The sequence below is a fragment of the Sulfitobacter sp. S223 genome, assembly GCF_025143825.1.
Lineage (GTDB): Bacteria > Pseudomonadota > Alphaproteobacteria > Rhodobacterales > Rhodobacteraceae > Sulfitobacter.
The window spans coordinates 3,048,448-3,075,444 of the sequence record NZ_CP083560.1; the positions used below are offsets into that span (position 1 = coordinate 3,048,448).

Below are 26,997 nucleotides of genomic sequence, written 5' to 3' on the forward strand. Positions count from 1 at the left end.
CAGCCTGGCGTTCTACCAAAGCCGAAATGAATCGAGCGCGGATCGGTTTCAGGCTATCATCAATGTCAATTTGCGTCATGCGGTCTGAGCAGTCGTCCAAATATTGCCAAGCTCCTGTTTGAGGCGGTAGGCATTCTGCTCAGCACTGTCGTGTGCCTCGCGGAGCGCGTCAACAGCAGCATCGCCTTTGCGCCAGACCATGCGTTTCATTTTGCCAGCGCAGATGCGAACGTCCAACCGCTCACCATTGCTCTGGGATAGCTCCATCAAATATATCTGGCGGTTGATCTGATCGACAAGGCGGCCAATATCAATGTGGGAAGCGCCCTCAATAACACTTACGAATGTGCCATTGCCCGCATATGATAGCAATCTTTGTGCCGGCGCGAGGCAATCAGAAATAGCTTCGCTAACGTCCGTGACCATACAGGTGAAGTCATAGTTGGACATTTCATAGTACATGTCTGCAACCTCACGAATAGTGAACCCCAACGCGACCGAACCACACAGGGATTTGCGCGACAGCTGGGTCACATAGTTTTCGATCGCGTAGTTTTCGATCACGCCATCCACATCCATGATAGAAAAAGGCTCATGAAGTTCCACGAAGGGAAGCGCAGCATTCAATTTGTTTTCGGGCGTTTCCGAGGCAAGGATGCTTGCTTCTCTCTCCCGAATATCGTTAGCGATCGGTTCAACGAGGTTGAGACGGCCACGCAAGCCATTTAGTTCAAATGGTTTGGAAATATAATCTGTCGCCCCCGCGCCGAACGCACTGTCGATGTAGCCTTTTTCAGCCATGGCGGTCAGCATAAGGATCGGCGTGCGTTCATATCCTGCCGTCCCGCGCAGAAACCGCACAGATCAATGCCGTTCGTGCCGGGCATCTGGATATCCAGCAAGAAACAATCAAACCGACGGTTTTGAGCGTTCATCAGCTCGACAGCTTCCAGCGCATCCGAAGCGGTCGCAATCTCGTGGTCGGGCATTGAACCGATAAAATGCTCAAGAGTTTCGAGGACGATTGGATCATCGTCAACGGCAAGAATGTACATCGTTTTGCTCCATAATCCTCTGCGCTTTGACAATCCGTTTCGTACGTCACGGACCAGCGCTATTTCATGCTATCATAACGGGAAAGTTGGCAAGAATACGTCCGCCATGCGGCATTCTCGGAAAAGTTGCACCCGCTTGTGAAAAACCTTCTTCCAGGTTGTAGCTGCAAACCCGCTTGATCGTTCATGCCAGCCCTATCGTGGACAGATGCGAAACCGGCCAGCATGGGTGGCGATACCGCCCGTTTGGACCGACCAAAGCCGCGCATCACAATCCGACGCTTCATGCTTCGACAAAATCAGCATCCACTGTCAGACTTCCGGCGTGTGTCTCGAATATCTCGCAGACATCACGCAAGAGTATGAATGTTAGATGGTGCTTGTTTAATCGGCACAATATGGCAGGATTGAAAGCGCTACCACACATTCGAGACCTTTGCGACAAAGCGCAATTTACTGATTTACCTACATTTTTTCGGGTGAATTCTTCGGAAGAGATGGCGCGTCTCAAAATCCAATATGTCACTGTTCCGATGTCGCTTAAAACGCCAGCCTGCTTAACTTCTCTTGCGAATTCTGCGCTGGCTTTGATCTGTATATTTTTCGATCTCCGAAACAAACAGCGCGAAACAATCGCAGGACCGACGTTAAGTTTCAGAAAGTTACCTGATGACCATAGACATTCGACCCGCTGAAATTTCAGACATGGACCAGCTCTTAAAGCTGTTGCTGGCCGATGCAGAAAGCCGAAACACGGTTGAACCGTTGCTGTGGAAAATTGACACCGCGCCTCATGACAAAAATCTATTCGGCCGTTACAACCGCGATTCAGGCCGAAAACCCACCATTCCGGCAGCAATGGCTGGTTGCAGATGACGATGGTGAACTTGTCGGGATGAGCCATTCCATCCTTTTACCCGTCCCTCCGATATATGCCGGGGAATTCGGCCCGCCGGGCTTGATTATGGAAGACTGCTATACTGCTTCTGGTGCTCCAGCCGGGTTAAAACGGCGGCTTCTTGAAGCCACCGAGTCCGACTTGGTCAAAGCGGGGGCGCAGATGATTTTGGCGTCTAGTATAGCCGGAGGAGAATGGGAAAAAATCTATGCCAATCAAAGCTATGAAGCACTGACGTTATACTTTGCAAAGACAGGCCTTACCGTAAACCGAACATTCGCAAACGTACATAAGGCTACGGACAATGATCTGTCCGCCATCGCAGCCTCTAGCGCGACCAACAGAAGAATTCTCAACGATCTGCATAAGCTGTTTTGGAAGCCACATAAGGACGCTGATGATCGCTTTGGGGCGTGGATGCAGCGCAGCCTCACCCTCCCGGACCGGGACATGTTCGTATCGCGGGTTGGCGGAGAAATTCAGGGCTATGCCATATCGCATCCAGCAACCCCGCTGCACTTTCCAGCTGCACATGATATCTCCGGTGTCGGTGTGATCGATGACTTCTACCAATGCGCTGGAAAACCCTTTAGAGCTTGCCTCAGATGACATTAGAGCTGCGGCGCTTTTCGGCGCGGCAGAGGCGGCCAGGAAAGCACGCGGCGATCATTCAGTTTTGGTTGTGTGCCCTGCCGCATGGACGTCCAAGATCACGCTGCTGGAACAGGCAGGCTACAAAAACGCCATCACATGGTTCATCAAGATGGTCGGTTAGAGGCGGTCATTCGAAAAGACAGTTTTCGCTAATTATCAGCACCTGAAACTGCTGAAAGAACAGCCAAACATTTGAAATGTTTATGCAAGATCACTTGGTGCACAGGTGGCCTTGAATCGTGTAACACTTCGCCAACCCATGCGGAAAGCCCAAGTATACGCAACTACGGGTTGAATTTTGAGCAATACGCAATTACATGTGCAGTGAAAGACACAGCGTCCCGACCCATATTTCTGTATTTTCTATCTGAGGTAAAGCTTCATGTCACATCCAGTAGACATTCACGTTGGCCAAAAATTAAAGCAGATGAGAACGGCACGCCGCATGTCCCAGAGCGATTTGGGGGAAAAACTGAACCTTTCATTTCAACAGATCCAGAAATATGAGGCGGGCTCCAACCGGATTTCAGCCAGCAGACTCTTTGAACTGGGACAGGCTCTTAACGTCGAGGTGGCCGATTTTTTCGATGGAATACATGACGAAACGGAAGTGGGCAAAACAGATGCCACTGGAATGGCGGTCGCAACCGCGCTCGCAGCGATAGAGAGCGACGATACCAAAAGCGCATTTTGAGCTTTTTGAAGATGTATCAGCCGCAAAACTCTGAATGACGCTCCTTTGTTGATGACCTGATCCAAAGCGGCCACGCGCACCCAAACCCATAGCTATCATCGATAAAATGCTGCGCGCCTGACCCTTCATAATTGTTGGTGGGCGGTGGCACAATTTTGTATGAGACAGAAAATATCTAAATTTTTTGGGGTTACTTCTATCCCGATAGAGACCTTGTTCTTACGTCGGGACAGCCTACGTAGTGTGGTCAATTTTAGTTTGTCCGACCAACGGCAAACGAAGGTTGCCGAGTTTTGCTAAAAAAGAGGAACATGGCAAATCAGCTCCAAGTAGGCTATAATTAAGAATGTCCGTCATAGATCTAAGCAAACTTCCGGTTCCCCAGAACAACTTTAGAGAGTTGCTCGATTCCGTTTGCGAAAAATATGAGCTTGATTTTGCAGCATATGCCGGCATGGATCCCATCGCGCAAGCAGTCCATGGTTTTGTCAATTATCCCGACGAATGGCAGACCCGCTATGTCAAAGAGGGATTTCAGCACAAAGACCCCACCTTGCTGACAGCAGCACGCAGTATTGCACCTGTTGATTGGCAACGGCTGCGAAACGATGATTCATTCAAGACCGTTTTGCTGGCAGCAAGTGACTACCAGATTTTCGAGCAAGGGCTGACCATTCCGGTCAGAGGACCGTTTGGTGACGTGGGCCTGTTCAGCGTGACGCGTAATTGCTCTGACAGGGAATGGGCCCTGCTGAAGGAAAAGATACTAGGCGATCTTCAGACGACAGCCGTGTATATGCATGATCATGTTATGCAGACAAATGTGCTGAGCCATAAGTTGACGCATCCATCACTGTCATCGCGTGAAAGAGAAATTATGCAGTGGGTCGCCGCAGGAAAATCCCAGCAGGACGTGGCAGACATCCTATCGATTTCGAACCGGACTGTTGAGGTTCACTTGCGCTCGAGCCGTAGCAAGCTGTCTGCCCTGACAACAGCACAGGCGGTAGGCCGCGCGATCGGCCTTGGCTTGATATTCCTGTCTAAATTCAACGCATACGGGTTTCCCACAATAGCATTGCATAGAATTAAGTACGATCATCTTCTCAAATAGGAGAAGTTAGACATGATTATAGTCATTGATGGTACGAACCGGCACCTTTACACACGACTTCTTGATGAAATGTTTGCGCTGCGCGCACGGGTCTTCGGGCAGCGGCTCGGCTGGGAAGTCGAAATTCAGGATGGGCGTGAGATCGATCAATTTGATGCGCTTGATCCTGCTTATGTGATTGGGGTTAACGACGACAATAAGGTCGTATCTTGTGTGCGCGCATTGCAGACCACAGGGCCGCACATGCTGTCGGATGTTTTCTCATCCATCCTGGGAGGTGAACCACCACTCCGGAGTGCGACCATATGGGAATCTACGCGGTTCTGCGTGGATACCGAGATTCTTGATCGTGGCAAAACACGGGGATCTATCAGCTACGCGACCTGTGAATTGATGGCAGGATCATTGGAATATGCTCGGGATTCAGGCATTTCGGATATCGTGACCGTCATTGATCCTGTGATGAACCGCGTCCTGAAGCGGTCAGATTGCGCTCCTTACGGCTATGTTGGGAATACAACGCCAATGGGCAAAGTAAGTGCAATGGCAGCCCTTCTCGATTGCAGTGAGGATCGCATTGAACGGACACGGCAGTTCGCCGGGATTGAAGGTGAAATCTTTGTTGATCCCGAACGTGCGAAAGCGTTGTCAGACGAAGGCAAACTGCGCGATGGTATCCCAGCAGAAGATGCAGACGCAAAACAAGTGGTCGTAGCGCGTAGCAGTCAAGAGTTGCTTCAGGAATACTGCGAAGAACAGATTGCAGATGCCGCGACACACGAAGAGCTGTCCGCCGCGAAACAGTTGAGCAAGACTCTGATCGCTGCCAAAATTCTTGTTGAGTGAGAGTTGGCGTCGCTTTTATACGCCAACCAACATGAACAGTGACGGACCTGAAATCCTTTTGGTCCGTCTGGCATTCCTCAGATCGAGGGCACAACTCGAACCCCGTTCTGATTAGATGCGATCCAAGGTAACCTGTTCCAAGTTGCTGTCATTTGTTTTGGAACCTACCTGAAGAACCGAAGAGCAGCCTGACATGGCCAACTCCCCTGACATCTGTTCTTCTTCTGCGGCGGCTTTTATGGCCCACATACGGTGTTCAGGTGTCCCTTTTGACCTGAACATGGCAGCAGCAAACTGTGCGCGGACATCCTCCAACTCTTGAAGGCTCAGCGCGTCATTCGCTGAAAGTTATAGTTTGCCATCGTGTTCGGCAGGGATTTCAAGCGTCAGCGTATCGTCGCAAGAAAACGCTGAATCCGTTAATCCGCCCATCAAAGGCTTTGCATTTTCAAGCTCCCCAGTGTGTGCAAGCGGGTTCACCAAACCGCGTCGCGCTTGCGCCCCGAACGAATGGCTACAGCCGGTTTCTGACTTGCAACCCTGCGATCCGCGATCGCCATTTCAGCTCTCGCATGGATCGAGGCAATCTCTGGTTGGACAGCATTTTCGCACATCCCCAATTTGTCAGCCTGTGCGCTGACGATGCTGCCGTCGCCACAGGGTCACCCGAGTTCCGTCAAAGACGGTCTTGACCGAGACGGTGATATGCAAAGACAATCTTGCAAACTGCCTCTTGTTGCCTTGCAGCCATGAACCAAGACGGACCGTTACAATAATTGATGTGGGAACATCCCATGTTCTGACACTTCTCGCGGGCCATCGCCGCGGCAGCGTTAAAATGAATGGCAGAAATGTAAGTTTCCGAAAAATGGCAGTAGATTCACAAGAAAACCACAATTTAAGCAAATTTGCGTGCAACTATAAAGTGAACCAGCTTCTACCCATGATTGCCTTTAATGCTACAACAAAGGGAGTGGAAATATGAAATTTTTAGTAGTCGACGACGACCCGATCGTCTTGGACCTAGTTCCAATGCTTCTGCGTCAAGAAGGTCATACCGATATCAGTGTTGCAGCATCCGGCATGGGTGCCCTTGATATTCTGTCTTTTTCTGCAGAGAATTTTGACGTTCTACTTCTGGATATTGAGATGCCGGGCATGAATGGGATCGAGCTCTGTGCCGAAATCCGGAAAATTCCGGCATATCGCAGCACACCGATCATTATGCTGACGGCAAAGTCTGATGCCAGCTCCATCGAGAGTGCATTCTCAGCCGGTGCAAATGACTATATCACAAAGCCCTTTGATATAGAGAGCATCGCTACTCGGACGCATATTGCGGAACGAATGATGCGTGAAACCTGCAAAGTGTTTACGCGGGATTCGTTGTCGGATTGTCTCCCCGGGCCATTTGGTCAGCATGATTTCGACTTTGCAGAACCTATCGTTTTCAACGACCTCAACCATCACACAGACCCCTTTTCGCTTGGCAACTATCTTTCTCAACTTGCGCAACAAAGAGTAACCGAGACGTCTGTTTTTGCGTTGAAAATCGATACTTTTGATCTGCTTTATGATGAGCTGACCGGCCGTGACCTGCTGCTTATCATTGCTGCTGTGTCTAACTCGATTTCGACGGCGACTGCCGACAATAGGCTGCTCAACGCTTATGTCGGCTCTGGAATATTCCTATGCATCGCACCGGATGATCTTGTTGACGCTTGGGTGGAAGTCGAAGAGAACATCAGTGCTATTCTCAAAGAGCTAAGCCCGATCCGGAAGGCGGAGCTTCTGGATACGTTTTCAGTAACAATGGGCCGCCCGGTTCGCCCGTATTTGAGCAAGACACAGCGTGTCCGGCGAACGTTTGACCGCGCAAAAGTTCAACTTAGCAGACGTCTAAACGCCAATATGGTTGCCAACTGAAGCATGTCGGCTGTCCGGAATGATTAGGGTCTACCCGTCATATCCGGTTGCAGTGCTAGGCCGATAATTCATCACTCCAAGCCGCTAATTTGCGATCAATGGTCTTGCGCGACACGCCAAGACGCCGCGCAGCTTCGGCACGGTTGCCATCACACAAGTCCAAAATATGTAAGATGTGACGTTGAACCATCAGATCCAGATCCTCTATCGCGCGCGGACCCGAAACAGATGAATTGCCCGCAAACTCCTTAGGGAAGGCCCCGAGAATCACAGACCGTTCAATAAGATTACGCAATTCGCGTATGTTTCCCGGCCAGTCATAGCGCCGCAGCTTTAGCAGAGTTTCCGCATCCAACCGTAACGCGCGCATTCCTAAAACTGCCGAAAAATGTTCCATAAAATGCACCGCCAGCTCAACGATATCTTCCGATCGCTCCTTGAGCGGTGGCATCTCCACTTCGACGACATTCATGCGATGATAAAGATCCGCCCGAAAAAGCCCTTCGTCGACAGCTTGCTTTAGATCGGCGTTGGTGGCGAAAAGAAACCTCAGGTTCAGCGGGATTTCACGCTCGCCGCCTTGTGGCCGGATACGAAGGTCTTCCAGCACCCGCAGCAAGGCTGCTTGAAGAAGGTCGGGCATTTGGGCCACTTCATCAAAGAGCAACGTACCGCCATCCGCCAGCAAAAGCAGACCCGGTTTTAGTGTATTTCCGACATCAACCGCACCAAACAGTTCGGCCACCACGCGGTCCGGAGCAATCGCAGCGCAATTGACCGCGACAAAGGGTTTCTCGGCGCGTGGAGAACGCTGATGCAACTGTCGCGCCGCGAGCTCTTTGCCCGTACCGCTGGCGCCGGTGAACAAGACAGGCGTGTCCAACGGAGCCAGCCTGTTCAACATCGCGTGCACCGCACCCAAGGCGTCCGAATTACCCAACATGCGCAGATTTTCACCAGCGTGCAGTTCATGGCGCAGCAGCGTGTTGTCACGGCGCAAGTGCTTGCTGTCCAAGGTTCGCGCGAGAACGTTTAGAATTTGATTTGTGCGAAACGGCTTCAGCAGAAAGTCACTCACACCCGCCCGCAGCGCGGCAATCACGGTTTCCAGATCAGCGAAAGCTGTGATCAGAATAGTATCGGCGTAAAATCCTTTGCGGCGCTGTTCTTCGATCCACGCCAGCCCTGTCTGACCGGGCATCACGTTGTCCAGAATAACAACATCAAAATGCGCCTCATCCAGCAGGTTTGTCGCCTCGGCAGGAGAGGCCGCCGTGGCAATGCGGTTCACCCGAGGCTCAAGTATCTTGGTCAGGAAATTCCGCATACCCGGTTCATCATCAACGACCAGAACCGAGGCCCCCTCCAACATGCCGCCGTATTCGTTTGCCGCTGTCATGTTATGGCCTCTTGCGTCAATCCAACCGGACGTTGTCCCCTGAATAGACATCCTGGGATGAAAAGCCCATCTCGTGCAGGCCAAAATATGCCACGGCTGCGATCACAACAATGCTAGCAAACCCCATCAACATCGCTTTCATTGTACGGCTCTCCCTTGCTCCAGCACATTAAACATCATTTCGCAGATGCTTCTTGTTGTGATTGTTTTACTTCTTCCAACCAGATGGAATGGTGCTGCTCAGCCCAGTTTTCGTCAACTTCGCCGGTCCCCATCGCATCATAGGCGCCTTCCATACCGACAGTCCCGATATAGATGTGCCCAATGATGATCGCCATCATCAAAAAGCCGATAATCGCATGCCACAGCTGCGCGTATTGCATTTCTTCTTGCGGCGCGAGGCCACTTGGCAAATCACCGTAGCCGACCAATTGCGGCAGTCCGCTGCTGTTGAGTAGGTCGAAAGTATGCGCGAATAGCGGAATGTCGAAGGGAAACAGCAAGGACAGCCCCGAAACAGATACCGAAGCCCCCAGCAAAATGACTGACCAAAAGATGATTTTCTGACCCGCGTTGAATTTCTTGGCTGGTGGGTGGGTATCGCCGATGATGCCACCAGCATGGCGGAACCACGTGATATCTGTGCGATCTGGAATATTGTGCCAAACCCACATGACAAAAACCATGCAGAGCGCAATCATGAACGCCCATGAGACGTTGTTGTGAATGAATTTGGTTCCGATCAGCAGCACAGAGTTGGCATCATGCCCAAAGACCGGCACCAGAAACTTGCGCCCGAATAGCGAAGCAAGCCCCGTCAGCGCCAGCAAGATGAATGAGCCTGCCAGCATCCAGTGGGCGAAACGCTCAATTGCTTTGAAGCGTGTGACTGTGCGGTTCGCCATCCCGTCCTCGACGCGAACCCTTCCACGAAACAAAAAGAATACCAGTAAAATTGCGATGGTCCCAAGCAGTAGCCAGCCGCCATAGGTTGCCAATGGCCCTTCACGCAGCTGCAACCACCACATGCCGCCGTCTTGGACCAGTACCTTGCCCCGCTGGTCCATGGTCGTGACGCGCACGTCGGCCTCATTGTACCGCAGCGCGCGCCACAAATCGGCATCCGATGCGCCGCCCAATGGCGCCAGCCCCGGTGCTACCGCAGGCTCACCACCTATGTTGTCACGACGAAAACTATCGTCGATGATCTCGCCATTCTGTCTGCGCAAGACGTCCTGCAATGTCTGCGCCCCCCCGGTGGAGGCACGCGTGTCTGCGGCCCCAACACTGTTTTCAGGCAGGCGCACGTCTTGGGCCGATACACCACCTGAGAGGACGAGCAGCGAAACGATAAGCGTAGCTAACAAATTGCGAAACATGGGAAATCCCCCAATAAGAACAGTTAAAGCATCGGTGCAAAGCGGGGAGAACGCACCAAAAATCTGTGCGGACAGCAGCATGCTGCCCGCACAGTAATTTTACTGGCCCTTTTGCTCATAGGCTGTACCCCAGCCCCAAGCGCCAGATCCAAAGCCACGCGCAACGACGCGCTCGCGGTAGATCGAGGATACGGTGTCACCGTCGCCTGCCAGCAGCGCCTTGGTCGAGCACATCTCGGCGCAGATTGGCAATTTGCCTTCTGCGATCCGGTTGCGGCCATATTTCTGGAACTCGGCCTGGGAATTGTTTTCCTCAGGACCACCTGCACAGAATGTACATTTGTCCATCTTGCCACGGCTGCCAAAGTTGCCTGCTTGCGGATATTGTGGCGCGCCAAATGGGCACGCGTAGAAGCAATAGCCACAGCCGATGCACAGGTCCTTGGAGTGCAGAACCACACCGTCATCGGTTTGGTAGAAGCAATCTACAGGACAAACAGCCATACAAGGCGCGTCTGAACAATGCATACAGGCAACAGAGATCGAGCGTTCGCCCGGTTTCCCGTCCTGTATCGTCACCACACGGCGGCGGTTGATGCCCCAAGGGACTTCATGTTCGTTCTTACACGCTGTAACGCAGGCATTACATTCGATGCAGCGTTCGGCATCGCAGAGAAATTTTGCTCTCGCCATTTTAGTATCTCCTTACGCTGGCATGATTTTGCAAAGAGTCGCTTTGGTCTCTTGCATTTGAGTTACTGAATCGTAGCCGTAGGTCTGTACTGTGTTGGTGGATTCACCCAACACAATCGGATCGGCACCATCGGGATATTTGTCGCGCAGGCTCTCGCCCTCCATATGTCCGCCAAAGTGGAAAGGCATGAAGGCAACGCCTTCTCCGACCCGCTCTGTGACCATGGCCATGACCTTGATGCGACCACCCTCTGGGCCTTCGACCCAGACATCGGCCCCGTCACGCACACCCAAATTATTGGCGTCACGTGTGTTGACCTCGATGAACATGTTTTGTTGCAGTTCGGCCAGCCACGGGTTTGACCGTGTCTCGTCGCCACCACCTTCATATTCCACCAAACGGCCAGAGGTCAGGATGATCGGAAATTCGGTCGAGAAATCATTCTTTTGGATCGATGCATAAAGCGTCGGCACCCGCCAGAATGTTTTGTCGTCATAGGTCGGATAATCCTCGACCAGATCACGGCGGTTGGAATACAGCGGCTCTCGGTGCAGGGGTACTGGATCCGGGAAGGTCCAGACAACGCAACGTGCCTTGGCGTTCCCAAATGGCGCACAACCGTGGTCGATCGCAACGCGCTGGATACCGCCAGACAAGTCGGTCTTCCAGTTAATACCGCCGACCTTTTCGGAGTAATCCGAAGGCATCTCGCCCTGTTGTGATGTCTCACCAACTTCTTCTGTGCCCTCGCCTGCGTTCTCGGGGCGTTGATACCCGGCCACAGCCTCGATTGAGCTGCGTTCTTCAGCAGTCAGATCGCCATCCCAACCCAGATCCATCAACATCTGCATCGTGAATTCGGGATAACCGTCTTTGATCTCTGACCCTTTGGAATACACACCCTCGGCCAAAAGATTTTCACCGTCGCGTTCAACCCCGAAACGGGCACGGAAGGTGAGACCGCCATCAGCAACCGGCATCGACATATCGTAAAGGTTAGGTGTACCGGGGTGGTTCATCTCCGCGTTGCCCCAGCAAGGCCAAGGCAGACCGTAGAAGTCCCCGTCCGCAGGGCCACCCACAGCGCGCAGCGTGGTTTTGTCAAACGTATGCTGGTTTTGCATGTGCATCTTCAAACGCTCTGGCGTTTGGCCAGTATAGCCGATTGTCCACATGCCCCTGTTGAACTCGCGGGTTAGATCCTCAACCACAGGCTCTTCACCCTGCACTTCGACGTTGCGGAACATACGGTCTGCAAATCCGAATTTCTGGGCGAATTTATACAGGATCGTATGGTCGGGCAGTGATTCAAACAGCGGCTCGACCACTTTTTCGCGCCACTGCAAAGAGCGGTTGGAGGCCGTGACAGAACCAGATGTTTCGAACTGTGTTGCCGCAGGCAGCAGATAGGTCCCATCGGTACGGTCGTGCAGAACGGCTGAAACGGTCGGATACGGATCAACAACAACCAACAGGTCGAGCTTCTCCATCGCCGTTTTCATTTCTTTCTGTCGCGTTTGCGAGTTCGGCGCGTGTCCCCAAAGCACCATGGCTTTTGTGTTATCAGGTTGCTCGAGATTCTCTGGCGCTTCCAGTACACCGTCAATCCAGCGCGACACAGGAATACCGGTCAGGCCCATCATTTCCTGATCTTTGCCGTCCGCACCTTTCATAGTTGCAAAGCGTCCCTTGAGCCAATCAAGGTCCTCTTCCCAGACCCGAGCCCAATGCGCCCATGATCCTGCGGACAGGCCGTAGTAACCTGGCAACGTGTCAGCAAGAACGCCCAGATCGGTCGCGCCTTGTACGTTGTCGTGACCGCGGAAAATGTTGGTGCCGCCGCCTGCAACACCCACATTGCCCAAGGCCAGCTGCAAGATGCAGTATGCGCGGGTGTTGTTGTTGCCGTTGGTGTGCTGCGTGCCGCCCATGCACCAGATCAATGTACCCGGACGGTTGTTGGCCAGGGTCTGCGCAATGCGGCGCAGCTGTTCGCCAGGAACACCACTGACGCGTTCGACCTCTTCCGGCGTCCAGTTTGCAACTTCCTTGCGAATTTCATCCATCCCCCAAACACGGGTGCGGATGAATTCCTGATCTTCCCAGCCGTTATCGAAGATATGGTAAAGAATACCCCAGACCAAAGCTACGTCAGAGCCAGGGCGGAAACGTACAAATTCGTCCGCATGGGCAGCCGTGCGCGTGAACCGCGGATCACAAACGATCAGCGGTGCATTGTTTTGCTCTTTGGCTTTCAGGATGTGCTGCAAGGACACCGGATGCGCCTCGGCTGGGTTCCCGCCGATGACAAGGATCGCCTTGGAGTTGTGGATGTCATTGAAACTGTTGGTCATGGCGCCGTAGCCCCATGTGTTTGCCACGCCCGCAACGGTGGTCGAATGGCAAATACGCGCTTGGTGATCGACGTTGTTGGTGCCCCAGTAGGCGGCGAATTTACGGAACAAATACGCCTGCTCGTTCGAGTGCTTTGCCGATCCCAACCAGTATACCGAGTCAGGCCCGCTGGTGTCGCGGATTTCGGTCATCTGGTCGCCGATCTCGTTGATGGCCTGTTCCCAGCTGATCCGCTGCCATTCGCCACCAACCTTTTTCATGGGGTACTTCAGACGGCGCTCACCGTGGGCGTGTTCACGCACGGATGCGCCTTTTGCACAATGCGCCCCAAGGTTGAACGGGCTGTCCCAACCAGGTTCCTGACCGACCCAAACGCCACCGGATACTTCTGCAATGACAGAGCAACCGACAGAGCAATGGGTACAGACAGATTTCTTGATCTCCATCGCGCCGGAAGCAGCTGCAGTGGCTGCTGTTGCTTGTTTTACATTGCCACCTGTCGCTGCAATCGCAGCCAAGCCACCGATCGCCAGACCCGAGCCGCGCAGGAACGAACGACGGTCAACTTTGGACCGTCCGACATCAGACAGAATACCCGTACGTTGCGGTCGACGTGCAACCCCGTTGGTTTTTTTCCTCAACATATTATCACTCCCGTAATGCGGGGTTCATCCCGCTTCTGGTGGCTGTAGCTGGCAAAAGCTTTTGCCGGTGGCGCAAGGCCCTGACCGAGCCTCGTCTGATTATTTCTGGCGCAGATTCAGAAGCGCGCAGATTCGTAATAGGCGCGTGTGTGTTCAGTGTCCTGCATCCGCTCGGATGACGGATCGGCCTCTGCGGCGGCAGCTTGCGCCTGACCTCCACTGCCGGCAACCGCGACAGCAACCAATGGTGCAGCCGTGCCTGCAAACTTCAGGAAATCGCGGCGGCCTTTGCTGGGCTGTGGCTGCGCGGAGATATCTGTCTTGCGTGTCATTGAATTCATCCTCCTTATCGTCGTGTCGTTGGTTTTGCGGGTATGCCCGTCGTTAATTTACGCTGAGGCGATAAGCCTCGGCTTCGACCTCCATGAAAGCGCGGCCAATTTTGCCGATAGGCGCGAAGAATACAGAATTCTTGGCCCCCTCCAGATCGGAAAAGAAATGTCCGGCCCATGGCGCAATATGCTTGTTGAAAAACGTTTTTTGCTGGCTGAGCGTTGCCGCATTGCTGAACCGCCCGGCGATCATGGCGCCCATCATCTCCATCAAAGAAGCGATGTTATCTTCTGGCTCAAACACGTTGTCCGCGCGTTCCAGTCCCCGCGCCACCATATCCTGACGCAACAGCGCCAACGGCTTTTCATTCAGGAAACCTGTCAGATAATAGCTCGCGTAAGGCAACAATTCGCCACGGCCCAAACCGATAAACAAACGGTTATATTCGCTCTCGACGCCTTTGGGCCTGGTTTGGCGCGCCAGCTTGGACAGCGCAACAAATCCCTGCCCCAGCTCAGTATCGTCCCCCTCCAGCCCGGCACATTGATCCAAAAGGATTTGATCGGGCGGTCCGGACAAGATCAACCCGAGGAAGTTATAGAGATCCGCGCGCAGGCGGTCTTCTTCGGGTACCGGGATAGAGGCAGTCTGGTTCATACGCCTGCGCCTTCTGCATCAGTGGAAAAAGTAAACCGCATCCGGCGCGGAGTGGTGATGGCGGCAAATTCCTCTTCATCGCGCTCTACTTCAGAGCCTGCGACATCATACTCCTCAGCATCCTGCGTCTCTACCTCTACCGCTTGCGGCGGGGACACATCAGGCACAGAGCGTTCGGACATCGCGATCAAGGCGGGCTCTTCATCCTCTTCCATGATCTTTTCCAGCGCATCAGCCACAGGCGGAGCAAATCCTTTGCCGACCACATAAAGCGTGTTCACAGCTTTGCCAGCTGTCGCGGCGGCAGTGTAATCATCTTCGTAATCGTTCAAACCGTCCAGACAGGCCAAAACGGGATTTGTCCGCCAAAACGCGCGCAACGCACGCGACTTCAGACGCTGCGGCAATTGCGCCTTGAGAAACGCACGCAGCTGTTCGCCGCTTAATAATTCTTCTGGAGCGGGCAGACCCAGCTCAGACAGTAGCTCGACATCGTCGCGCTCGGCCAGTGCGGCCTCTTGCGCTTCGGACGCGGCCTCAAGTGATGCGTTTTGGTCCGCCTGCGCCTCTGCCGCGACGGCGGCGCGGCGTGTTGTCCAGAAACCGCTCATGCCATACGCCCGCGCTTCAAAGCAGGCGAGGCATATATGTCCGCATCCTTGCGCACGCGCGGATCGCCAATACCGTCTTGTTTGTCGCCCTCAAAATGCTTGTTGCGCTTGCGTTTCACAAAAGCCTCTTCTTCGTGGAATTGATCTACAAAGGCGCGGACCCAGGCAGCCAAGCCTTGCGGCATTGCCACCTTCTCAACCACTTCCTCCGCGCTATCACAGTAATCCTGCGCCTCATACGGCGAGGCAGTGACCAGCAATATCTCGAACGGTGTCTCGGTCGCGCCCGCAACAGGGCGCATGACAACATAGACGCATGGCACCTCAGCCCCCAAACCGTGCACATAGGCCTCTGTCTCGGCGCCATGCAAATTCAGGGGGACGGTCGCCGCGTGATATTCTGTTACGCCATCTTCGCTGCGCAGCTCACGCCAATCGGCATCCGCAGCGCCGGGCAGAACGGCTGTCGCTTTCCAACTCCACTTGGCCCAACGCGTCACACCTGCGGTGCGCCTTAGCACAACACCCACAGGCATCGTTTGGTACATATGTGGATTATAAATCAAGCGTTCCTCCGTGGAGATGATCCTCACCCGAGCGGGATTCATAGGGAAGGATAATTTGCTCAATCAGTCAAGAATTCGCCCGAATGGGACAGGTTGACCAGTCATTTCATGACCCTGAGGGCGCCACGGACCTTTTGTCTAACCCGACTATTTTGATCGGATTTCGGCTCATGAGCCCAAAACGAATCACAAAGCCTCGTTATCGCTGGCCGAAGACCTACTGTCAGAACACACGGGGGCAGAAATCAGGTTGTGGCGCAGGCCGAAAGGCGTCTAGCTAGTGATCTGAACACCGCTTTGAAACCACGATTTCGGGCGCTTCACAAAAGGGAAAATCATGGCTAAGACATTGATAACATGCAACTGTGAAGGCTCCCAGACTATTGACACGGATGCCTTGAGCAAGACCACGGGAGTCACCGTTTCCCCCCCCTGCTCCGCCCTATGCACCCACCAGATCGACCGAGCGGCCGAGGCGCTGAACGCAGGGGACGTAATTTTATGCTGCACCCAAGAGGCGCGGGTATTTGGCGAGTTGGCCGAGGAACTGAACCTGCCCCCCGCCCCCCTGCTTGACCTGCGCGACAGGGCAGGATGGACCGATGACACCGCCTCTACACTACCCAAAATGTCCGCCCTTGCCGCCGAAGCCATGCTGGACGCTCCGCTGGAGAAATCGCTCGACGTTACTTCGGACGGAATGTGTCTAATCGTGGGTCCCGTGAAAGTGGCGGTTGAGGCAGCTGAAGCGCTGAAGGATTTTCTCGGTGTGACAGTGCTGCTCGACACGGGATCGGAGCTGCCGGACAGCCGCGAATATGACGTCGTCACTGGCAACCTGCGCCGAGCCAAAGGCGCATTGGGGCAGTTCGAAGTGGTGATTGACGCGCTGCAACAGGTAGACCCCACCGGCCGCGGCGCACCGCGTTTGTCCGATGCCCGCGACGGGGCGCTGAGCCATTGTGATGTGATCCTTGATTTGCGCGGCACGCAGCCGCTTTTCCCCGCCCCCGAAAAGCGCGAAGGATACCTGCGCGCCGATCCAAGCCATCCACCCGCTGTTGCTGCCGCTACCATGGCTGCCTCGCATCTGATCGGCACCTTTGAAAAGCCTTTGTTCATTCGCACCGAACCACTGCTGTGCGCCCATAGCCGCGCTGAACAGACGGGTTGCACCAACTGTCTTGATCTATGCCCGACCGGTGCGATCACGCCCAATGGCGAACATGTCACGATTGACCCGATGATCTGTGCGGGATGTGGCGCCTGTTCATCCGCCTGCCCCTCTGGTGCGATCAGCTTTGATGCTCCGCCTGTGGATTTCACCATGCTCAGGGTGCAAACTCTGGCGCGTGCTTATCTGGCGGCTGGCGGGGATGCGCCACGGCTGTTGGTGCATGACGCCCACGGCAGCGATATGATCCGCATGGCAGCACGCTATGGCCGTGGCCTACCGGCCGATGTAATTCCGATGGAGCTGCCTGCATTGGCCGCCTTTGGTCATGCAGAAGTCACCGCCGCCCTGGCGGCCGGTTTTGCCTCGACCAGCCTTCTGCTCTCCCCCAAAGCAGATCGTGAGGCGATAGAAACCCAAGCGGCTTTGGTCCGCGCGATTGCAGGCACCGATCGCGTGCATTTGATCGACACACCCGACCCTGACGCACTGTCCGAGACGTTATACGCCGAGGCCACGCCCGAGGCTGTCAAAAGCCCCGTTCGGCCAATGGGCACGCGCCGCCAGATCACACGGCAAGCCGCCCGCGCGCTCAACCCAGACGCACAATCATTGGAACTGCCCGAAGGCGCGCCCTATGGTGCCGTGGTGGTCGACAAAAGCGCCTGCACGCTGTGCCTTTCTTGCGTGTCGCTTTGCCCCTCAGGCGCGTTGGGCGACAACCCCGACTTGCCGCAATTACGGTTCCAAGAGGACGCCTGCTTACAATGCGGTCTTTGCGTCAACGTCTGCCCCGAGGATGCGATCACGCTGGCCCCACGCCTTGATCTGACCGGTGCAGCGCTTGAACAGCAGGTGCTGCACGAAGAAGAGCCTTGCGCCTGCATCGAATGTGGCGCGCTATTTGGTGTAAAATCCACCGTTGACAAGATCATGGATAAATTGCGCGGCCATAGCATGTTTGCGGATGAAGGGCGTCTGCGTCTGATCCAGATGTGCGACGACTGCCGCATCAACGCGCAATACCACTCGACCAACAACCCGATGTCAGGTGGTGAGCGCCCCCGCCCCCGCACAACCGATGATTATTTCGACAAACGGCGCGATCACTGATCCGCCCCCAAACAAAGGAGCCCCCCATGAGTGAAGATTTCAACATGTCGATGCGCAAGTTTCTCAAGCAGGTCGGCGTGACATCGCAGCAGGCTATCGAAAAGGCTATCCGTGAAGGTGATACAGCAGGGAAAGTCCTGCCTGTGCAGGCGGTTATCTCAATCCCGGAATTGGGGTTCACACATACCGTTGACGGCACGATTACCGCCCCCGAAACAGAGCAGGAATAAGACGTGGCAGCCAGCAGGGAAGCGGTTCTTGCCGCGCTGAAAACTGTAATCGACCCCGCAACGGACACTGACATCGTGGCCAGCGGCGTCATGCGGGCGCTAAACGTGGACGGTGCGGGCGCCGTGCGTTTTGTCATGGAAATTCCGCCTGCGCAGGCTGCGGTCTACGGTGAGGTGAAAACCGAAGCCGAGGCCGCGTTGGCGAAAGTCGAAGGCATCGGCACGGTGTCCATTGTGCTGACCGGCCACAGCGAAAAAGCCCCGCCGCCCGATCTTCAGATTGCACGCAAGGCAGAGCCAACAGGCCCGCAGAAAATTCCTGGTATTGACCGGATTCTGGCAGTTGCGTCGGGCAAGGGCGGCGTAGGAAAATCCACCGTTTCGGCCAATCTGGCCTGCGCATTGGCGCAGCAGGGACGACGTGTCGGCCTGCTGGACGCGGATGTCTACGGCCCCAGCCAGCCGCGTATGCTGGGTGTTTCTGGGCGCCCTGCCTCCCCTGACGGGAAAACCATCCTGCCGATGCGCAACCACGGCGTCACGATGATGTCGATCGGCCTGATGACCAACGAAGATCAGGCTGTCGTTTGGCGTGGTCCGATGTTGATGGGCGCCTTGCAGCAGATGATGACGCAGGTGCAATGGGGCGCGCTTGATGTGCTGATCGTCGATCTACCACCTGGCACAGGTGACGTGCAGATGACGCTCGCGCAAAAGGCGCAGGTTGACGGGGCAATTATTGTTTCAACCCCACAGGACGTTGCCTTGCTGGATGCGCGCAAGGGCATTGATATGTTCAATCAGCTGAAGGTGCCGATTGTCGGTATGATCGAAAACATGTCCACCCATATCTGCACCAATTGCGGCCATGAGGAACATGTATTCGGCCATGGCGGTGTCAAAGCCGAAGCCGAAAAGCTGGGCGTACCGCTTCTGGCCGAAGTCCCGCTTGATCTGGAAATTCGACTTGCCTCGGATGGCGGTGCGCCGATCACCGTCAGCCAGCCCGACAGCCCGCAAGCACAAAGCTTTCAAGCCATCGCGAAACAACTGATCGAGCAAGGCGTCGCATGACCGTCCAACTGTCATTTCCGCCTCTGCTGTCAGGGGAGCAAGTGGCCAATGATGCCTATGGTCACGCCCTGCGCCGCGCAACAGAAGGATGTGACGCCGGGCTGATTGTCTATGACTTGGCTGCTAACCAGATAGAAGCGGCAATTGTCTTTGCCCCCGAGGTCAGCTTGACACAGGCGGTGGCAATGCTGCCCCTGTGCGAGGTCGGGTTTCAAAACGCTCTGGGTGCCTTGGCCCCGCCCGAAGTCGCTGTGCAATTTGATTGGAACGGCAGCATCCGCATCAATGGCGGGTTGTGTGGCAGTTTCAGAGCGCAGGCATCAACGGATGACGTGGATGCCGTACCAGATTGGCTTGTGGTGGGCTTTACCCTGCCACTCTATCCTGTTGATGATCCACAAATGGTGCGCATGGGGCACCAACCTGACCAAACCGCGCTTTATGCCGAAGGCTGCTCCGAGGTTTTGCCACCGGAATTGGTAGAAGCGTGGGCACGTCATAGCCTGCATTGGATCAACCAATGGGACAGCAGCGGCCCGAAAGGGTTGCATGAGCAATGGCGCGGGTTGATCCACGGGATCGCAGAGGCCACAACTATGGGAAACCGATCTGGCAAATTCATCGGCATTGATGAACATTTTGGCATGTTGCTGCGCGACGATACCACAACCCACCTCTTTCCACTTACATCAGTACTGGAGCCCGCACCGTGACTCAGACCCAAACCAAACTCGCCCGTGCGATCCATTTTGATGAAAGCGACCAAAACGTGTTCGCCAGCCCGGCACGCACTGGTGAATGGTGCATCTCTGGCGGGTTTGAGTTCTCTGACTGGACAGAAGCAGACCTGACAGGAAAAGCGCGGCAAGCCTTTGCAAACGGATGGCTTGGGTTGGAAACCTTCGGGCGCGTGACATTTGTGGCGGTCACACAGGTCGAGCCATCCGAGATCGCAGCCCTGACCGAGATGCTGGCCCAGCATTTTGTGACCTATTACGGTGCCCCCAGTGTCGATGCAGCCCGCCCTGTCGCGGCCGAAGAACTGGCCCAGATGGTTGATCTATGCGCCGATCACGAACCGAACTTCTTGCTGACTGTCGCCCGCGACCTCACAGAGTCAGGCGTGCGCGAGAGCTTTCGCATGATCCAGCCCCAGGATGCAGGGCTGGACCAGTTTGCCATTCACGGCGATATCGAGACCTAGGACCGCCAGAACGTCCGCAGCGGGTTACTCCGCTGCTTTTGCGTTGAACACAAACAGCGTCTCACCGTTGATTTTGTAATTATCGATCAACACCTTCGCGCGGTCCGACACCAGCCAAGCCTCAAGCTTTAACGCCAGATCGTTTTTGGCGTGAGAATGCTTTTCAGGGCTGACAGGCAGATAGGCGTATTGGTTGAACAACACCGGATCGCCCGAATACAGCAGCGCCAGATCACCCTTGTTGCCAAAGTTCAGCCAGCTGGCGCGATCGGACATGATATAGGCAGGCATACCAGCGGCAGTATTCAACGACGCCCCCATGCCCGCGCCTACGGACTTATACCAGTCTCCCTGCGTTGTTGGATCAATCCCCGCCGCGGACCAAAGGGACATTTCCTTTTTATGCGTGCCACTGTCATCACCACGGCTGACAAACGGTGATTGAGCCTTGGCAATAGCGCTTAATGCGGTGGCCGCCGCATCGGCATCCTTGATCCCTGCAGGATCGGCGGCGGGGCCAATGAAAACAAAATCATTGTACATGATCTCGGTCCGGTAGGTGCCATACTCACCTTCGACAAACGCCTCTTCTGCAGCGCGCGAATGGACCAGGATCGCATCCACATCGCCCGCTTCGCCCAGCTTGATCGCTTGGCCCGTGCCCACCACCAAAAGCTGCACCTCAAGGTCCAGATCCTTGGCGATTTCAGGCAACAGCACATCCGCCAGCCCCGAATTGTTAAATGACGTCGTTACCGCCATTTTCATCATATCCGCCGCCTGCGCTGCCGTGCCGATGGCGAAGGCCGCAAGTGTAAACGCAATATTCTTCATCATTCTACAATGTCTCCTCTTAAAAATGCCCGTGCTTCTAGTGTTGTGGGCTGGCTGAAAAATTCATTTGCTGGGCCGCTTTCCTGAATGCGACCAGCGCGCAAAAACACCACCTCGGAGGCAAGACGCCGTGCCTGTCCCAGATTGTGGGTCGATAGGACCAACCGTGTGCCTTCTGCCGCAGCTTGGGTCAAAATAGCCTCGATCTCGCGGGTCGCGCGACCATCCAGAGCGGCGCATGGCTCATCCAGAAACAAGAGCTTGGGCTTGGTGATCAACGCCCGCGCCAACGCCAGCTTTTGCTGCTCTCCGCCCGATAGAACGGGGGCAGCCCGATCCAACATGCTATCCAACCCCACACGCGTTGCCCACTCGCGGGCCAGTGTTTGCGCATCGGCCACCGTCACGCCGCGCAGCCGCAGAGGATAGATCAGGTTTTCCATCACGGTGCGGCGCAGCATCACAGGGCGCTGAAAAACAAAGGACTGGTGGTGGCGTGCCTCGGACGCCGAACAGGCCCATTCCACCGTTCCCGCAGACAAGCGGGCTGTGCCATGCAGCAGCTGCAACAAAGTGGTCTTACCAGCGCCGTTCGGCCCGATGACAACAGTTATTCCTTCTGACCCCAAATCCAGATCAATGGGTCCAACAAGGACCTGCCCGCGTCTGCGGCTTTCAATTCCCTTGGCTTGCATCGGCAGGATGTCCATCACCAACGGCCCTCCCGTTCGGTCTGGCCCAGCCAGTGAATGGACAGGTTCACCAGAACCGCCAAGCCGATCAGAACAAACCCTAGCGCCAGCGCCAACGCAAAATCGCCTTTGCCGGTCTCAAGTGCAATCGCCGTGGTCAGTACCCGTGTGGCATGATCGATGTTGCCGCCCACAATCATGATTGCGCCGACTTCGCCTATCGCACGGCCAAATCCCGCGAGCGCCGCCGTCAACAACGCGCGCCGAGAGTCCCACAACAGAGTGCGGATTTTCTGCCCTTGCGTAACGTTCATAGAGATCAAAAGATCGTGGTATTCCTGCCAGAGATCACGGATTGACTGATGCGCTATCGAGGTGATCAGGGGGACGATGATAATGATCTGGGCAATGATCATCGCAGTCGGTGTGAACAGAATGCCCAGCACACCCAAAGGGCCGGAGCGCGACAAAATCACATAGACCAACAGCCCGACGACCACAGGCGGCAACCCCATCAGCGCATTCAGGATCGCGATAACAAACCGCCGTGCCCGAAACCGTTTCACCGCAATCAGTGCCGCCAAAGGCAATCCGATCAAGCAGGCCAGAAAAAGGGCGCTGAGAGACACCTGCAAGGAGCGCAAAGCGATTTCCACCAGCTCAGCGTCAAGCGTCACAACAAGCCAGAAAGCCTGCGATATGCCACTCCAAAGGTCTACCATCTAGCGTTGCGTCTCCCCATGTTGTCGGCTGCACGGCTGTGATCTTTTTGCTCTGGCAAGCATTGTCAGTTCGCTGCTGCGGTGGCCAGCCCTCCGTGCGACGAAATTTGCCCTGAGGACAAGCTGGGCAGAGATATTTTTAAATCCTCTCGCGCCAAGACATTTTGTCCCGCCAACATTGTTTAGGTCGAAGGCAACCAAACGGTAAAGACGGCCCCACCAGTATCGCGGTTGCGCACTGTAATGGTTCCCCCTGCCCGCTGGATCAAGGTTTGAGAGATCGACAGACCAAGGCCTGTGCCCTCGCCTCTTTTGGTGGTGAAAAACGGGTCAAATACAGATGATAGCGCGCCCTGCGCGATCCCCGGCCCCGTATCCGCGACCGTCAAGGCAACTCCTTGCAGGCCGTCGCGCGCTTCGGGGCGCAGCACCAGCTCTAACCGCCCCTGCCCGTTCATGGCCTGAGCCGCATTCATCATCAGGTTCACAATCACTTGCTGGGCTTCGCCAGCGTCAAAGCGCACCGGAGGGACGTTTTCAAGATCATCCACAACCTCGATGTTTCCGCGTGCGATCAAGTAATCGACAAGCACCAAGCAATCGCGCACCAACGGCCGCAGATCAACATCCTGTTTATAGTCCGAAAAGTCTGACGGCGCGGCGAATTTCAGCAACTTGCCAACAATTCCCTCGATGCGCGCCACTTGCTTGTCGATCAAGTCCAGCTCGGTTGCGACGGGGGCCGCGTTCGGCCCCAAGACCTCGCGCATCACATCGACGTTGCCAAGGATTACAGCCACCGGATTGTTGATCTCATGGGCAACACCCGCCGTAATCTCACCGATCGATGCAAGCTTCTCACTTACCACCAATTGGCGGAAGGTCTGTTCCAGTTTCTCATTCGCCTCGCGCAGTTGGACCGTGCGCTCATCTACCCGCTCGTTCAGCGCATCGTTCCATCTGCGCAAGCGTTTATCACGGTCCTGCACCTGCTCCAGTAGCGTGTCGAGGTGATGCGCCACCTCGCTAATTTCACCACTTGCAGCAACAGGACCAATGCGCGCCGACAATTCACCTGCTCCAACGCGGTCCATCACTTTCGTCATCCGTTCCAGCGGGCTAAAAATTCCGCGCGCCAGCCAGAAGAACACCGGCGCCGAAAGAGCAAGGACGCCAAAGAATGCGGCCATCATCCACCAGTAGGCCGCGCTTTTGGCTGCTGTAAAAGGTGCTTCCAGAAATCCGACATACAGCATACCGACCCGTTCCCCGAAACTGTCGGTGATGGGTTGATAGGCCGAGATATACCAATCATTCACAACAAAGGCTCGGTCCAGCCACACGCGCCCTTCGCCCAGAACCTGCGCGCGCACAACGCTCGATACGCGCGTGCCGAGGGCGCGCACATCCGAGAACAGCCTGACGTTTGTTGAAATGCGCACGTCATCCAGAAACAGCGTCGCCGTACCCTGCCGCGCGCCGCCCTTAGCCGCATTCAGATAGACAAGATCGTTGATCGTATCGATAAAATCGAGGTTTCGGTTCAGCAGTCGTCCCCCCACCAGCACGCCCCGATGCTCTGACAAAGCGACAGGGCTAGCGGTGTGGATGACCATGCCACGACCTTCTGCAACGCGTTCGGTCGGAACAGCCGCCGGCGTGTCGATCAGGTCAATCCAAACACTGGCCGCGGCCTTAGGTGCTAAGCGCGCCAGGGTCTCATTGGCAAAGACGTCAATCTCGGACGCACCCTGCCCACGCGACGCCTGCGCAATCACAGGCCAGTTCGCACCCGCTGCCTCTGCTTCGTCTTGCGACAGATAATAAACAAAATCCAACCCCAGATCGGCGCGTACTTTTTCAAAGTACGGCAATGGCGCGCCGCCACGGCCAGACATTCTTTCGCTAAATTCAACGGAGCGTGCGACAGCATCCAGCTCATCTTCGGTTTCAGCCATCAACCGTGCGAGGTACTGGCTGGCGATTTTCAGATCACTTTGCACATTGGCGATCAACACTTTGTCGTAATCCGCCGTCCACCGCGTCATCCCCAGCAGCAATAGCAAAGGCATCAACACGATTAGTGGCGTCAATGCGAGGATCAGAATTCGGAGGCGAACAGATGTCATAAGGTCTTTCCGGTGGGCTTGCGCAACATAGGACACCACGCCAGTCGGGTGAAGCGGGATACCTTCCGATAGTTGGACAGGGTCTCGCGTAATCCAAATCACTCTTTACACCTGCTGATCAGGATTGGTTCTTTCAATTCGCTGCCAGTAAACCATGGCTTGTTGCTAACCGCCACATGCAGCCTATGCGCGTATGTGATTTTTGGACCTGTCGCGGTTTGATGCCGCTCCTTTGACAGCACTTACTGCACCAAAGGAGCTTTACCAGGAAACGAAACGGACGGACAAATTCCGCCAAGATGCGGTGCGTATCGCGCTGACCAGTGGATAACACGCAGACAGGTGGCTGACGGTCTTGGTGTTGGCATGTCGACGCTGACGTAAGGTGGCCTAAACAAGCACTTGGGGCGGCACTAAAACGTGACAGGTCCAGTAGGCGCTAATTGGATATTTTGGGAACCCGCAGGCCGAGCTTTATGCGGTCGCGCCTACTGAACGAAGAAGGCATGGTAATGATCGCCAGACATCCAACGACCATGGCTACGCCAATCCATCCCAGCACGGGCAATCGCTCCCCCACGATCAGCACTGCCAGAACAGCCGCTACGACAGGCTCAAGAAGCGTGATAACTGTCGCCATGCTTGCCTGCACACGAGCAAGGCCATAACCGAAAGCGATATAGCCAAGGAACATGGGCACTGCGGCCATGTAGAGACCAACCGCTGCATTTGTCCAAGAAGCGAAAAACGGCCCGCCGGAAATAACCAAGACCGGCATAAGCATCAGACCACCAAGACCGAACGTTGCGCCCATTGCCACGGTCGATCGCGTGCCTTCCAACATCATTTTCCGCGCGCTCCAAGAATAAAGTGCGTATGTGAACCCGCCGATGAGACCCAGAAACACGCCTAAAAGTACAGAGTCACCGCCAACCAAGTCGCCATGGGATGCGTTTTCGGCCACACAGATCAACGCCATGCCAGTCAATCCAAAAGATGCTCCTATGGACCATCGCATCGTCAATTTACGCTGATCCAGGAGGTATTCGATCAAAGCGGAAAGTAACGGTGCTGAACCGATGGTAATCACGGTTCCCACAGTGACACCTGCGAGCCGCATCGAGCCATAAAATGCCAGCGGATATATCGCCACCGCAATCGCTCCAATCAACAGCAGGCGCCGCTGACCCCAAAGCACGCCTCGGGCTCGGGCAATACCACGGGAGGCCATCAAGGCTTGCGCAATGCCACCAACGCCCATTGCAGCGGCGCCAATCGCGGCCGCGCTGACATCAGGCGCAAAGGTTGCCGCTGTTCCTGTTGTGCCCCAAACGATTGCAGCAAACAGGATCGCAACCACGCCCCACCCTTTTCCCTCAATCATTGCAAAGCGCCTCCAACATGTCATTCGCCATTGCCCGGGCTGAAACGACCAGTGCGCTGTCACCCTCCAGCCCCGCCCGCGCCATCGCGCCTTCAAGTATGAAAGAGATATGCGTGGCCAATGCCGCCACGTGATCAGGTTTCTCAGGCATGAGGTCAGAAAGATGTTGCGCGAGAATCGCCTCCACCTGCTCCTTATGCCGCCTGACAGCGGCCCGCCCGACATCGCCCGCTTCCAGTTCAGCCGCTGCATTCAGTAGTCCGCAACCGCGAAAGCCGCGTTCGTAAGCAAATTCGGCGTGATCCTGATAGGCATCAAAGACCGCAAGGATGCGCTGCCGTGGCCCCTGTGCAGATGCCAAACGCGTCTCATAGAGAGCCAACCATTCGGCATGACGCGCTTCCAGATACTGGTTCACAAGATCTGCCTTGGAGGTGAAATTGTTATAGAGGCTCTTTTTCGCCACCCCAGCATGTTCAACGATCGCATCTATGCCGGTCCCGTTGATACCATGGTTGTAAAACAGGATCATGGCTGCCTCCATGAGGCGGTCATGAGCGGATTTCTTTGGCGTGCTTTCCGGCTTAGTCATGACGGCCTCCAATGTAGTTAGATC

The 26,997-nt window shown here is 55.1% G+C and carries 28 protein-coding genes; 11 read left to right on the forward strand and 17 right to left on the reverse strand.

Annotated features, from left to right (window positions below; all coding sequences use genetic code 11):
* Positions 1–75 precede the first annotated feature (75 nt).
* Together K3757_RS14600 and K3757_RS14605 are read right to left on the reverse strand one after the other, a co-directional pair.
* Positions 76–861 (reverse strand): response regulator, encoded by a 786-nt coding sequence (locus K3757_RS14600; protein WP_259996558.1) that lies wholly within the window; start codon positions 859–861, stop codon positions 76–78.
* A complete protein-coding gene (locus K3757_RS14605) occupies positions 807–1,055 on the reverse strand; it encodes a LytTR family DNA-binding domain-containing protein (RefSeq protein ID WP_259996560.1) in 249 nt (82 codons plus the stop codon). Before K3757_RS14605 ends, K3757_RS14600 begins: the two co-directional genes overlap by 55 nt.
* A gap of 793 nt (positions 1,056–1,848) precedes the next feature.
* Here K3757_RS14605 and K3757_RS14610 point away from each other — a divergent pair.
* The 6 genes from K3757_RS14610 to K3757_RS14635 all read left to right on the forward strand — a co-directional run bounded on the left by K3757_RS14610 (position 1,849) and on the right by K3757_RS14635 (position 7,187).
* Positions 1,849–2,562 (forward strand): hypothetical protein, encoded by a 714-nt coding sequence (locus K3757_RS14610; protein ID WP_259996562.1) that lies wholly within the window; start codon positions 1,849–1,851, stop codon positions 2,560–2,562.
* Complete coding sequence (locus K3757_RS14615; protein ID WP_259996564.1) at positions 2,513–2,728, forward strand: hypothetical protein; 216 nt, start codon at positions 2,513–2,515, stop codon at positions 2,726–2,728. The genes K3757_RS14610 and K3757_RS14615 overlap by 50 nt, the downstream gene beginning before the upstream one ends.
* Positions 2,729–2,989: 261 nt before the next feature.
* Positions 2,990–3,301, forward strand: a complete 312-nt coding sequence (locus K3757_RS14620) for a helix-turn-helix domain-containing protein (protein WP_259996566.1) — start codon at positions 2,990–2,992, stop codon at positions 3,299–3,301.
* A 346-nt stretch (positions 3,302–3,647) separates the two neighbouring features.
* Positions 3,648–4,415 carry a LuxR family transcriptional regulator gene (locus K3757_RS14625; protein WP_259996567.1) on the forward strand — a complete coding sequence of 256 codons (768 nt, stop codon included), beginning with the start codon at positions 3,648–3,650 and terminating at the stop codon, positions 4,413–4,415.
* 12 nt (positions 4,416–4,427) lie between these two features.
* Positions 4,428–5,261, forward strand: a complete 834-nt coding sequence (locus K3757_RS14630; protein WP_259996568.1) for an acyl-homoserine-lactone synthase — start codon at positions 4,428–4,430, stop codon at positions 5,259–5,261.
* Positions 5,262–6,242: 981 nt separating this feature from the next.
* Positions 6,243–7,187: a PleD family two-component system response regulator gene (locus tag K3757_RS14635; RefSeq protein WP_259996569.1), complete on the forward strand. Its 945-nt coding sequence runs from the start codon at positions 6,243–6,245 to the stop codon at positions 7,185–7,187.
* Between the two features lie 55 nt (positions 7,188–7,242).
* On the opposite strand, the gene K3757_RS14640 is transcribed toward K3757_RS14635, so the two are convergent.
* From K3757_RS14640 to K3757_RS14680, 9 genes are all read right to left on the reverse strand, one after another.
* Positions 7,243–8,586, reverse strand: a complete 1,344-nt coding sequence (locus tag K3757_RS14640) for a sigma-54 dependent transcriptional regulator (protein ID WP_259996572.1) — start codon at positions 8,584–8,586, stop codon at positions 7,243–7,245.
* Between the two features lie 16 nt (positions 8,587–8,602).
* Entirely contained in the window at positions 8,603–8,728 is a 126-nt protein-coding gene (locus K3757_RS14645) for a hypothetical protein (protein WP_259996573.1), read from the reverse strand.
* 34 nt (positions 8,729–8,762) lie between these two features.
* Positions 8,763–9,965, reverse strand: a complete 1,203-nt coding sequence (locus K3757_RS14650) for a formate dehydrogenase subunit gamma (RefSeq protein WP_259996574.1) — start codon at positions 9,963–9,965, stop codon at positions 8,763–8,765.
* 99 nt (positions 9,966–10,064) lie between these two features.
* Positions 10,065–10,658 (reverse strand): formate dehydrogenase FDH3 subunit beta, encoded by a 594-nt coding sequence (gene fdh3B, locus K3757_RS14655; RefSeq protein ID WP_259996575.1) that lies wholly within the window; start codon positions 10,656–10,658, stop codon positions 10,065–10,067.
* 12 nt (positions 10,659–10,670) lie between these two features.
* Positions 10,671–13,658 carry a formate dehydrogenase subunit alpha gene (locus K3757_RS14660; protein ID WP_259996576.1) on the reverse strand — a complete coding sequence of 996 codons (2,988 nt, stop codon included), beginning with the start codon at positions 13,656–13,658 and terminating at the stop codon, positions 10,671–10,673.
* 116 nt (positions 13,659–13,774) lie between these two features.
* On the reverse strand, positions 13,775–13,990 hold the full coding sequence (locus K3757_RS14665; protein ID WP_259996577.1) for a twin-arginine translocation pathway signal protein: 216 nt from the start codon (positions 13,988–13,990) through the stop codon (positions 13,775–13,777).
* Between the two features lie 52 nt (positions 13,991–14,042).
* Positions 14,043–14,648, reverse strand: a complete 606-nt coding sequence (locus tag K3757_RS14670) for a molecular chaperone (RefSeq protein ID WP_259996578.1) — start codon at positions 14,646–14,648, stop codon at positions 14,043–14,045.
* Positions 14,645–15,259, reverse strand: a complete 615-nt coding sequence (locus K3757_RS14675; protein ID WP_259996579.1) for a DUF3306 domain-containing protein — start codon at positions 15,257–15,259, stop codon at positions 14,645–14,647. The genes K3757_RS14670 and K3757_RS14675 overlap by 4 nt, the downstream gene beginning before the upstream one ends.
* Positions 15,256–15,795: a DUF3305 domain-containing protein gene (locus tag K3757_RS14680; protein WP_260001288.1), complete on the reverse strand. Its 540-nt coding sequence runs from the start codon at positions 15,793–15,795 to the stop codon at positions 15,256–15,258. Before K3757_RS14680 ends, K3757_RS14675 begins: the two co-directional genes overlap by 4 nt.
* Positions 15,796–16,162: 367 nt before the next feature.
* Between K3757_RS14680 and K3757_RS14685 the strand changes: the two genes are divergently transcribed.
* Genes K3757_RS14685 through K3757_RS14705 form a run of 5 tightly spaced genes read left to right on the forward strand, consistent with a single transcriptional unit; the run spans position 16,163 to position 20,620 of the window.
* Entirely contained in the window at positions 16,163–18,112 is a 1,950-nt protein-coding gene (locus tag K3757_RS14685) for a 4Fe-4S binding protein (RefSeq protein WP_259996581.1), read from the forward strand.
* A 26-nt stretch (positions 18,113–18,138) separates the two neighbouring features.
* Positions 18,139–18,342, forward strand: a complete 204-nt coding sequence (locus K3757_RS14690) for a DUF6494 family protein (protein WP_259996582.1) — start codon at positions 18,139–18,141, stop codon at positions 18,340–18,342.
* Positions 18,343–18,345: 3 nt separating this feature from the next.
* The gene (locus tag K3757_RS14695) at positions 18,346–19,416 is read left to right on the forward strand and encodes an Mrp/NBP35 family ATP-binding protein (protein WP_259996583.1); all 1,071 of its coding nucleotides are present in this window, start codon (positions 18,346–18,348) and stop codon (positions 19,414–19,416) included.
* Positions 19,413–20,129 (forward strand): biotin/lipoate--protein ligase family protein, encoded by a 717-nt coding sequence (locus K3757_RS14700; protein WP_259996584.1) that lies wholly within the window; start codon positions 19,413–19,415, stop codon positions 20,127–20,129. The genes K3757_RS14695 and K3757_RS14700 overlap by 4 nt, the downstream gene beginning before the upstream one ends.
* Positions 20,126–20,620: a DUF6505 family protein gene (locus K3757_RS14705; protein WP_259996585.1), complete on the forward strand. Its 495-nt coding sequence runs from the start codon at positions 20,126–20,128 to the stop codon at positions 20,618–20,620. Before K3757_RS14700 ends, K3757_RS14705 begins: the two co-directional genes overlap by 4 nt.
* Before the next feature lie 24 nt (positions 20,621–20,644).
* Here K3757_RS14705 and K3757_RS14710 read toward each other — a convergent pair whose 3' ends face one another.
* The 6 genes from K3757_RS14710 to K3757_RS14735 all read right to left on the reverse strand — a co-directional run bounded on the left by K3757_RS14710 (position 20,645) and on the right by K3757_RS14735 (position 26,973).
* Positions 20,645–21,454: a substrate-binding domain-containing protein gene (locus tag K3757_RS14710; protein ID WP_260001289.1), complete on the reverse strand. Its 810-nt coding sequence runs from the start codon at positions 21,452–21,454 to the stop codon at positions 20,645–20,647.
* Entirely contained in the window at positions 21,454–22,164 is a 711-nt protein-coding gene (locus K3757_RS14715) for an energy-coupling factor ABC transporter ATP-binding protein (RefSeq protein ID WP_260001290.1), read from the reverse strand. Before K3757_RS14715 ends, K3757_RS14710 begins: the two co-directional genes overlap by 1 nt.
* Complete coding sequence (locus K3757_RS14720; RefSeq protein ID WP_259996586.1) at positions 22,164–22,868, reverse strand: ABC transporter permease; 705 nt, start codon at positions 22,866–22,868, stop codon at positions 22,164–22,166. The genes K3757_RS14715 and K3757_RS14720 overlap by 1 nt, the downstream gene beginning before the upstream one ends.
* Positions 22,869–23,050: 182 nt before the next feature.
* Positions 23,051–24,997 (reverse strand): cache domain-containing protein, encoded by a 1,947-nt coding sequence (locus tag K3757_RS14725; protein WP_259996587.1) that lies wholly within the window; start codon positions 24,995–24,997, stop codon positions 23,051–23,053.
* Positions 24,998–25,436: 439 nt separating this feature from the next.
* Positions 25,437–26,381, reverse strand: coding sequence for a DMT family transporter (locus K3757_RS14730; protein ID WP_259996588.1), 945 nt, complete (start codon positions 26,379–26,381; stop codon positions 25,437–25,439).
* Positions 26,374–26,973 (reverse strand): TetR/AcrR family transcriptional regulator, encoded by a 600-nt coding sequence (locus K3757_RS14735; protein WP_259996590.1) that lies wholly within the window; start codon positions 26,971–26,973, stop codon positions 26,374–26,376. Before K3757_RS14735 ends, K3757_RS14730 begins: the two co-directional genes overlap by 8 nt.
* Positions 26,974–26,997 lie beyond the last annotated feature (24 nt).

Excerpts from the sequence above, each read along its gene's own strand:
- K3757_RS14605 (WP_259996560.1), bottom strand. The coding sequence starts at position 1,055 with ATGTACATTCTTGCCGTTGACGATGATCCAATCGTCCTCGAAACTCTT.
- K3757_RS14610 (WP_259996562.1), top strand. The coding sequence starts at position 1,849 with ATGACAAAAATCTATTCGGCCGTTACAACCGCGATTCAGGCCGAAAAC.
- K3757_RS14615 (WP_259996564.1), top strand. The coding sequence starts at position 2,513 with ATGACTTCTACCAATGCGCTGGAAAACCCTTTAGAGCTTGCCTCAGAT.
- K3757_RS14620 (WP_259996566.1), top strand. The coding sequence starts at position 2,990 with ATGTCACATCCAGTAGACATTCACGTTGGCCAAAAATTAAAGCAGATG.
- K3757_RS14625 (WP_259996567.1), top strand. The coding sequence starts at position 3,648 with ATGTCCGTCATAGATCTAAGCAAACTTCCGGTTCCCCAGAACAACTTT.
- K3757_RS14630 (WP_259996568.1), top strand. The coding sequence starts at position 4,428 with ATGATTATAGTCATTGATGGTACGAACCGGCACCTTTACACACGACTT.
- K3757_RS14635 (WP_259996569.1), top strand. The coding sequence starts at position 6,243 with ATGAAATTTTTAGTAGTCGACGACGACCCGATCGTCTTGGACCTAGTT.
- K3757_RS14640 (WP_259996572.1), bottom strand. The coding sequence starts at position 8,586 with ATGACAGCGGCAAACGAATACGGCGGCATGTTGGAGGGGGCCTCGGTT.
- K3757_RS14645 (WP_259996573.1), bottom strand. The coding sequence starts at position 8,728 with ATGAAAGCGATGTTGATGGGGTTTGCTAGCATTGTTGTGATCGCAGCC.
- K3757_RS14650 (WP_259996574.1), bottom strand. The coding sequence starts at position 9,965 with ATGTTTCGCAATTTGTTAGCTACGCTTATCGTTTCGCTGCTCGTCCTC.
- fdh3B (WP_259996575.1), bottom strand. The coding sequence starts at position 10,658 with ATGGCGAGAGCAAAATTTCTCTGCGATGCCGAACGCTGCATCGAATGT.
- K3757_RS14660 (WP_259996576.1), bottom strand. The coding sequence starts at position 13,658 with ATGTTGAGGAAAAAAACCAACGGGGTTGCACGTCGACCGCAACGTACG.
- K3757_RS14665 (WP_259996577.1), bottom strand. The coding sequence starts at position 13,990 with ATGACACGCAAGACAGATATCTCCGCGCAGCCACAGCCCAGCAAAGGC.
- K3757_RS14670 (WP_259996578.1), bottom strand. The coding sequence starts at position 14,648 with ATGAACCAGACTGCCTCTATCCCGGTACCCGAAGAAGACCGCCTGCGC.
- K3757_RS14675 (WP_259996579.1), bottom strand. The coding sequence starts at position 15,259 with ATGAGCGGTTTCTGGACAACACGCCGCGCCGCCGTCGCGGCAGAGGCG.
- K3757_RS14680 (WP_260001288.1), bottom strand. The coding sequence starts at position 15,795 with ATGCCTGTGGGTGTTGTGCTAAGGCGCACCGCAGGTGTGACGCGTTGG.
- K3757_RS14685 (WP_259996581.1), top strand. The coding sequence starts at position 16,163 with ATGGCTAAGACATTGATAACATGCAACTGTGAAGGCTCCCAGACTATT.
- K3757_RS14690 (WP_259996582.1), top strand. The coding sequence starts at position 18,139 with ATGAGTGAAGATTTCAACATGTCGATGCGCAAGTTTCTCAAGCAGGTC.
- K3757_RS14700 (WP_259996584.1), top strand. The coding sequence starts at position 19,413 with ATGACCGTCCAACTGTCATTTCCGCCTCTGCTGTCAGGGGAGCAAGTG.
- K3757_RS14710 (WP_260001289.1), bottom strand. The coding sequence starts at position 21,454 with ATGAAGAATATTGCGTTTACACTTGCGGCCTTCGCCATCGGCACGGCA.
- K3757_RS14715 (WP_260001290.1), bottom strand. The coding sequence starts at position 22,164 with ATGGACATCCTGCCGATGCAAGCCAAGGGAATTGAAAGCCGCAGACGC.
- K3757_RS14720 (WP_259996586.1), bottom strand. The coding sequence starts at position 22,868 with ATGGTAGACCTTTGGAGTGGCATATCGCAGGCTTTCTGGCTTGTTGTG.
- K3757_RS14725 (WP_259996587.1), bottom strand. The coding sequence starts at position 24,997 with ATGACATCTGTTCGCCTCCGAATTCTGATCCTCGCATTGACGCCACTA.
- K3757_RS14730 (WP_259996588.1), bottom strand. The coding sequence starts at position 26,381 with ATGATTGAGGGAAAAGGGTGGGGCGTGGTTGCGATCCTGTTTGCTGCA.
- K3757_RS14735 (WP_259996590.1), bottom strand. The coding sequence starts at position 26,973 with ATGACTAAGCCGGAAAGCACGCCAAAGAAATCCGCTCATGACCGCCTC.